The following is a 6,934-nucleotide window of genomic DNA, read 5'->3' on the forward strand; positions in this document are numbered from 1 at the left end:
ACTTCACATTAAATTGGTATAACAACTGACAACTAACAACTGACAACTGCCAACTGCCAACTGACAACTGCCAACTAACAACTAACAACTAACAACTAACAACTAACAACTAACAACTAACAACTGACAACTAACAACTGACAACTAACAACTAACAACCAACAACTAACAACTGACAACTAATAACTGACAACTGACAACTAATAACTGACAACTGACAACTAACTAAAAGCGGCAGTCGCCTGCCGCTTTTAGTTTTAACTAGATATTAGGAAACCTTAGAAACTAAAGGTTGTACGGAGGAGTCCGACCCAGATATCGTCGTTGTTGTTGTTGTGTTCGGGATTCATAATCACATAAACGCCCGGTGTCACTGAGATAAAGTCATTGACTTGGAAGCGATAGAAACCTTCCAAGTGATAAGAGGTGTCGCGGTTTCTGGCGACATCGCTTTCAGTAACTTTTGGCGGTACGCCGAAGACAAAACCGAGGAGGTTGCCGCGCCGACCAACGTCTGACAAAGCCAGGGTGATAGCACCATTCTGGATGGTAGCCTCGTTGTTGGAGTTCCGCAGTTGTTCGGCCTTGGTGTAACCGTACCAACCGCCAATCTGAAAGCGGCTGCTGGGTTTGAAGTTAACTTGCACGCCAAAGTTGTCTGCTGCGGTGGCTGATTGACCGAAGGGCCGGTTAGCCAAGGCACTGCCCGTACTGCCCATGAGGCCGACATCGCCTGCCCGATTGTATTTCCGGGTGTAAGTCAAGCCCAAATCAAACGGCTTGCTAAAAAAGCCGATCTGACCCAGAGCGCTGAAAGAACCGTTGAAAACGCCCCTGCCGCTTGCGGGGTTGGGAGCATCGCTGTCACCGGCGAGATAGGCCGCGGTAGCTCGGAGGCTGCCCAAGTTGAAAGTTACACTTGCGCCAGCTCCCTGGGCTCCGCGGAATACGGCGGGGTTGCGAACTCCAAATCTGGAAATTGAACCACTACCCGTAGAGTTGAAGGGAGTTACCGTGTCTGCAATTTCATCTAGGTCAAGTCCTTTAGCACCGACAAAGACTGTAGCAGCACTGACCGGGAAACGGTAGTACACTTCGTCTAGTGAGAAATTGCTATCACCCCCACCATCAAACGGTAGGCGAGCCATGTTAGTACCCGTAGCAGTAGATGCTCCGTAGTTGGCGACGTTGCTTGCTTGCAAGCGGGTTCTGAGCAAGTCTCGACCGGTGAAGCTGGTGTTCAAGTTCAACCGCACCCGGTAGCCGAAATTGGTGACAGTTTCGTCGTCCCGCAGCCCAACACCATCTCCGAAGGTGTCGCTGACTGCAAAAACGGCTTCTCCATTCAGTTTTGTTGTGGTGGAGAATTGGTTGGCTTCTAGTTCTGCGGTGCGAGCTTCTAGGCCGTCTACTCGTCCGCGCAGGGTAGCGAGTTCGGCTGCAAATTCTTCTTGCAGGCGTTGCAGGATGGCTAAGTCGTCTTTGGTGACGCCACCTGTTGAGGAGCCAATTAGTTTGGTTACTTGGTCTAAGCAGGCGTTGAGGCCGGCTGCAAACTCGAAGCGAGTCAGGGCGCGGTTGCCGCGGAAGGTGCCGTCGGGATAGCCTGCGATACAACCGTAGCGTTCGACTAGGGATTGCAGGGCTTGGAATGCCCAGTCTGTCGGCCGCACGTCGGATAGCTGAGAGACCGATGTCACTTGGGACATGGTTCCGGACTGTTGTGCCGGCAGGGCTTGGGGTGCTGCTGGAACGATCGGGCCGCCCATTCCTCCGGGTACTGTCTGAGCAATTTCTACCTTAGTAGCTGGGGGGAGGGCTGCTGCTGCTGGCACTTGAATTTTCGCAGCGGTTTCTGTCTGGGTGCTTTCCACTGCCAAGTCTGATGCTTGGGGCGCAGGTTCGGCTGTATTGGCAGCAGCTAGGGGTTCAGCCGCTGCTGCTGCGGGTGCGATTGCGGCTGCTGACTGAATGTCGCTGGCCGTTGCTTGCAGTGCTGTTGCGCTGGTTTCCGGTTCAATTTTTGCCAGTTTTTCAGGCTGGTTTTGTGCGCCGTCCGAGTTGGCGAGCGGGGTTGGGGCCGCCGGAGCAGTGCTGTTTAAAGCTAGCTTTTCTGGGGCGGCAGGGGTTGCTGCGACTGGTTCTGCAACTGCTGCTGCGACTGGTTCTGCAACTGCTTCTGCTATTTTTGATGCGGATGACTTTGCTGCGGCTAGCCCGTTGGCTTCAGCAGTTGCGGTCGCTTCGGCTGCTAGGGCAGCGCTGCTGACGACTGATGATAGCCCCAGTATAGCGGGGGATACTAGCAGTAAATTCCAAAAAGTTCTGTTCATTTTCCTCACACCTTCACACTCTATATGAACTCGATCGGCAATTCCCAACTGGTCGTTTTTTGTGGTTGCTTGCCTGCTGAGAATAACTGCCAATATAGAACCTATCGATAGCTGCTGATTCAAAGTAGGGGTGTCTAGTTCCCGCTTGAACGTAGGGCTGGGCTTTTCTACGGCAAAGGCATCAATTCAGGTCAAGTCCACATTACATCACAGTTGATTATACCATTACCTGCTAACTTCATCTCTCGATCGCCAGATTAGTTTGAGTAGCTGTACGGGCGATCGAGAACTGCTTGTAGGGGAGCGACCGCTATCTGACTCTAACTGACAGCAGCCCGGAGTCTTCGGTTGCGCCAGACTTAACAGACAGTTACAGGTACGATCTCGTCTGCTTATCGCCTCCCTTATACAGCTTTCGACCCAGATATGTCAAGCTTTTTAACCTAACTTTAAACCTCGCGGTCTTTGGCGGGGCTACTTTCGGGCTACCGGGAACCCAGCGGACTTTTGTACTCGTAGATGTACCCTAAAAAAGCTTAATTTCAGGCTTGACCAATTTTGGTTTTCTGACGATCCCAGCAGTCGGGACTTGCGCGGGCGATCGTCCTTTTTGAGACAATCTGTCGCCCGGTTTAATTCACCGCTACTTTAACACAATTTTTGGGTTTTCTGAGTGCGGCTGCAACTGGTGTTGCTTAATACCCGATCGCGCCGGGAATGCTGTGTTGTTTGAGATACCAACTCTACCCGAATTTTATAGCGGTTTGAACGAGGTTTTTTGTGCGCGATCGCAGAAGTTTAATGCTAAGCTGGCGTAAATGCCGGACTCAAAAATCAAGCTGCTGTCCGAACCAAAAACCCAAAGGCTGCGGGTGGAAGTTTTAGTAAAAGAGTGAGGGTTATGGAAGATTTTGGTATTATTATTGCTTGCTGCGACCAAGATTATCTGTTTGCTAAGGGTTGCTGTGCTAGCATTCGATATTTCTTGGGAGATGTGCCGATTTGTCTGTTGATTGACGGTACGTTTTCTGTGACTGCTTTGGAAAAATCCTACGGAGTGCGAGTAATCGATCGCACAACCGTTTCCCAAGAGGTTCTCAGAAAGAGAAGTTTTGGTTGGGGCAAAACTAAAATGATTGCCTTTTGGGAAAGTCCTTGGTCAAATTTTATGGTTTTGGATGCCGATACCATCGTCTGGGGCGATGTTCTCAAGTTTGCTAATTTTAAGGAATTTGATTTTATTGTAGACCAACCTTGTCAGGAAAATTCGGATGCAGATATTTCCAAGTTTTTCTTCGACATTCTGGGTGTTGAAAAACATTTTCCCAGTTTTAACTGGTCGCAATACCGAGCCAATTATTTCTGCACCGGAACTTTTTTTGCTAAACGCGGCATTTTTAATTTGGAAGAATACGTAGAAATTTTAGATTTTACGGTTGCAAATCCGGGGATATTTAAGTACGGAGAAATGGGCTTTTTAAATTTTATGATTTTCCGGGCGGCCTGGGAAAATCGGCTGCGGGTGCAAAGTGTGGATATGCAGTTTTTGGTGCCGGATTTTGACCGGGATTTTGTGAGAAAGCGGTTTCCGGTTGAGTCAAGCGGGCCTGCGGGCGATCGGGCCTCGGCGACTGTGATTCACTGGTGCGGCCCGAAGCCGAGTTTATCGACATCTAAAGTTTACTCGGAACCGATGAATTTTTGCCGCCGCAAGTGTCAGGAGGATGTTTGGAACCGCACGGGTTTGGCGGCCCAGATGTGGCTGCAGTTTGAGGATTTGCAGCGATCGATTTACGTGTACAAGAATAAGTTTAAGAAGAAGTTTGGGCAGTTGACTGGTAAGTAGATAAAAAGTTGCGCGCGGGGCGAGAAACTGGGAATATTCTGAAATTTCTCGCTGCCAATTCCCGACTTTTTTGCAGTAATACTAAATCCGGGTTAGCTAGTAGCTACGATTTCTAATTTTGGAATTATTTTACCGCAGAGAACGCAGAGAACGCAGAGAAAGAGCAGAGAGAGATTAATGCAGGGTTCACTCATCCAGGGGCAAAAGGGGGCCGGCTGGGGGCAAAACTTGGCGGTGAACGCTGATTTTGTGGCTTTCTCGCTGAGTTTGCATTTCTACGGCGATCGCCTCAAATTCGACTTCCATGCAGCCGTAGGGAATCTCTAACTCGATGCTCGATCGCACATTTCCCAAGCCGTTAGCTGTAAATTCGGTAATCCAGCGCGGCCCGTCGAGAATCAGGTAGCTTTGCCGATCGAATACCCAAATTTTTACATAAATCCGGGGCATTAATTCCGGCAGTTGCACTTGCACTTTTACAGTTTTGCCCGCGAGGATTTCGGCGCGCGGCAATTCTAAGACGGGCATCGGTACTAACTCGTCTTCTGGCAAAACGTAGGGAGTTGGCCCCGTTGCTTCTGCTTCGAGTTTTGTGGTTTTTTGAGCAACTGTTTTCGGCTGCGGGGGTTCGTCAAAAACTACAAATTCTCTGGATTCCGGCCCAATATATGTGGGTTCGGCAATTGTTTGGACAGTTGTCTGTGGCTGCGGGGTTGGGCTGCTTTCTTCCACTAGGGCTGTGGCGTCGCTGCTATCTGGCGCGGCTTTTGCAGTTGGCGACAGGGCGGTTGCTTTGAGCCATTCGGGGGATTCGCCGATGCTGGCTAGGGAACTCAGTCGCGACCAAAATCTATTCTCGACGTTTAGGGTTTGAAATGCCTGTTTTGAGGCTGTTGGCGGGGTTTCTGGGGCTGTTGTTTCTGGTTCCGGGGTGTTTTCTGGTTTTTTGTCGATCGCTCGATCTTCGGCCGTTTCTGCGGCTTTTGGGATGTCTGAGGGTTTGGTTTGTGGGTCGATCGCCCTGGCGACAGTTTGAGGGGGATTGGAGATTTCTGCGAGCAATTGCGATCGGCTGCCCTCGGGCAGTTTGTTACCGAATGCAGGCAATTCTAGACCGCCTGTACTTGGAGTCTGGCGGGAACTCAGTTGAGGGGGTAGGGGTTCGTTGGTTGCAGGTTCATTGGTTGAGGCTTCGGCGGGCGATGTTTGAGGTTCTAAGGATTTTTCTACTAGCTTGAGAAACGATAAATTTGTGGTCTTCCGAGGCTGTTTTGAGGCTGTTGGGGAGAGTTCGGCTTGATGCTTTTCTTCGATGAAATTGTCTTTAATTGCTTCTAGAAGATGCTCTAAACGGGCTGTTATTGTGAATAGTTTGGTTGCTAGGGTAACGCCGCCGCTGCTGAGAATTGCTTCTCCTAAAATTAGGCGGCTTTGGCACTCGCTGGGGATGTACGTGACGCAGGCAAAGATGCAGGGGGGAGCTTGTTCTGGCATCTGCTGCTGGATTTGGGCGAGTATTTTTGAGGTTTGGGGGTCGCGCAGGTAAATTTGTATTTGTGCTGAACCGATGAGTTTTTTGAGTTCTTCTGTTTGTGATTCGGGGATGAGAGTTGCTGTTTTTCTGGTGGTTTGGAGGGGTTGGGGAATGTCTATTTTGCCGGAAATTATTAAGGGGCTGCCGAGTTGGGTGACGAAGGTTTCTCGATCGAGCGCGAGTTCGAGTTTGACTGGGGATTTGGGCCCTGGTTGAGGGGTTTGGGGAGTGGGGAATTCGTAGATTTTGGTCGGCTGCGGTGCTGGTGGGGCTGGGGGTTGGGTTGCGAGACGATCGACTGTTGCTGCAATTTGTTGGGTGGGGCGTACTGCAAAACTTGGATTTTTTGAGTCTGAGGGGGCGGTTGCGGGTGCGGTTCGGTCGATCGTCGGCGGTAGGAGTTCGGAGGTTTCCGATTCTGCGGGCAATACTTCCAACTGCACGCCGTACTGCCAAGGTTTGGCCGGTGTCGATCGAGGATCTGGCAAGCAGGAAAGTTCCCAGATTCCGGGCTTGAGCCTGGTGTAGGGAAGGATCACGACTAATCCTTCGGGGTTGGTGCGGGCCGATCGGCTTTGAACTTTCCGCTGGGGGGCAACTTCGTCGAAGGATGTGTAGGTGACGCGAATTTCGATGTCGGTGTTGGGGTGCTGGATGCGAGCAACGACGCGGTATCTGCCTTCTAGAATTTCCACGTCGGCGGTTTCTAGGGGCAACCAGGCGCGATCGCCCTCTTTCTGTAGCAAAAATTCTAATTTTTTCATTTTTGTTTGCCCTGGAATGCTCCCGCTCGATCGGTCGCAGGTTGGTGGTGGTTGGTTGAGCGACAGCTACAGATATTTTAATTACATTATGTTGTACAGCCTATCATCTGTTTCGGTCAAGAGGCGCGATCGCGCCACCGGCAGAGTCGCGCGCCCGACTTAACCGCAGGCCGTTTCTCTACAGCTATCTTTCCATACAGTTATCGCGCCGCCCGATCGGCTTTCTGGCCTGTTTCTTTCCCGGCGTTGCTGATTCCAAATATGAATCAACTTTTCGCTTGATGTTACAAAGCTCACCATACTTGGCTTATAGCAATTGGGAAATCTTGAATTCATATTTGTATTCAGCAACGCCAGATTTAACATCTCAAATATCTAACCGCAGAGAAATCAGAGAAAGAGGAGAGAAATTCGAGCGAGCTGACTGTACTGGATTTGACATTACCACAAGACCTCT

The 6,934-nt window shown here is 50.4% G+C and carries 3 protein-coding genes; 1 reads left to right on the top strand and 2 read right to left on the bottom strand.

Features of this window, described 5'->3' with window-relative positions; all coding sequences use genetic code 11:
- Positions 1-278: 278 nt before the first annotated feature.
- On the bottom strand, positions 279-2,333 hold the full coding sequence (locus tag WBA89_RS22365; protein WP_424409555.1) for an iron uptake porin: 2,055 nt from the start codon (positions 2,331-2,333) through the stop codon (positions 279-281).
- A 901-nt stretch (positions 2,334-3,234) separates the two neighbouring features.
- Between WBA89_RS22365 and WBA89_RS22370 the strand changes: the two genes are divergently transcribed.
- Positions 3,235-4,179, top strand: a complete 945-nt coding sequence (locus WBA89_RS22370) for a hypothetical protein (protein WP_424409552.1) — start codon at positions 3,235-3,237, stop codon at positions 4,177-4,179.
- 186 nt (positions 4,180-4,365) lie between these two features.
- On the opposite strand, the gene WBA89_RS22375 is transcribed toward WBA89_RS22370, so the two are convergent.
- Positions 4,366-6,477: a hypothetical protein gene (locus WBA89_RS22375; RefSeq protein ID WP_424409554.1), complete on the bottom strand. Its 2,112-nt coding sequence runs from the start codon at positions 6,475-6,477 to the stop codon at positions 4,366-4,368.
- Positions 6,478-6,934 lie beyond the last annotated feature (457 nt).

Source organism: Microcoleus sp. (assembly GCF_049646505.1).
In the GTDB taxonomy this organism is placed as follows: Bacteria; Cyanobacteriota; Cyanobacteriia; order Cyanobacteriales; family Microcoleaceae; genus Microcoleus.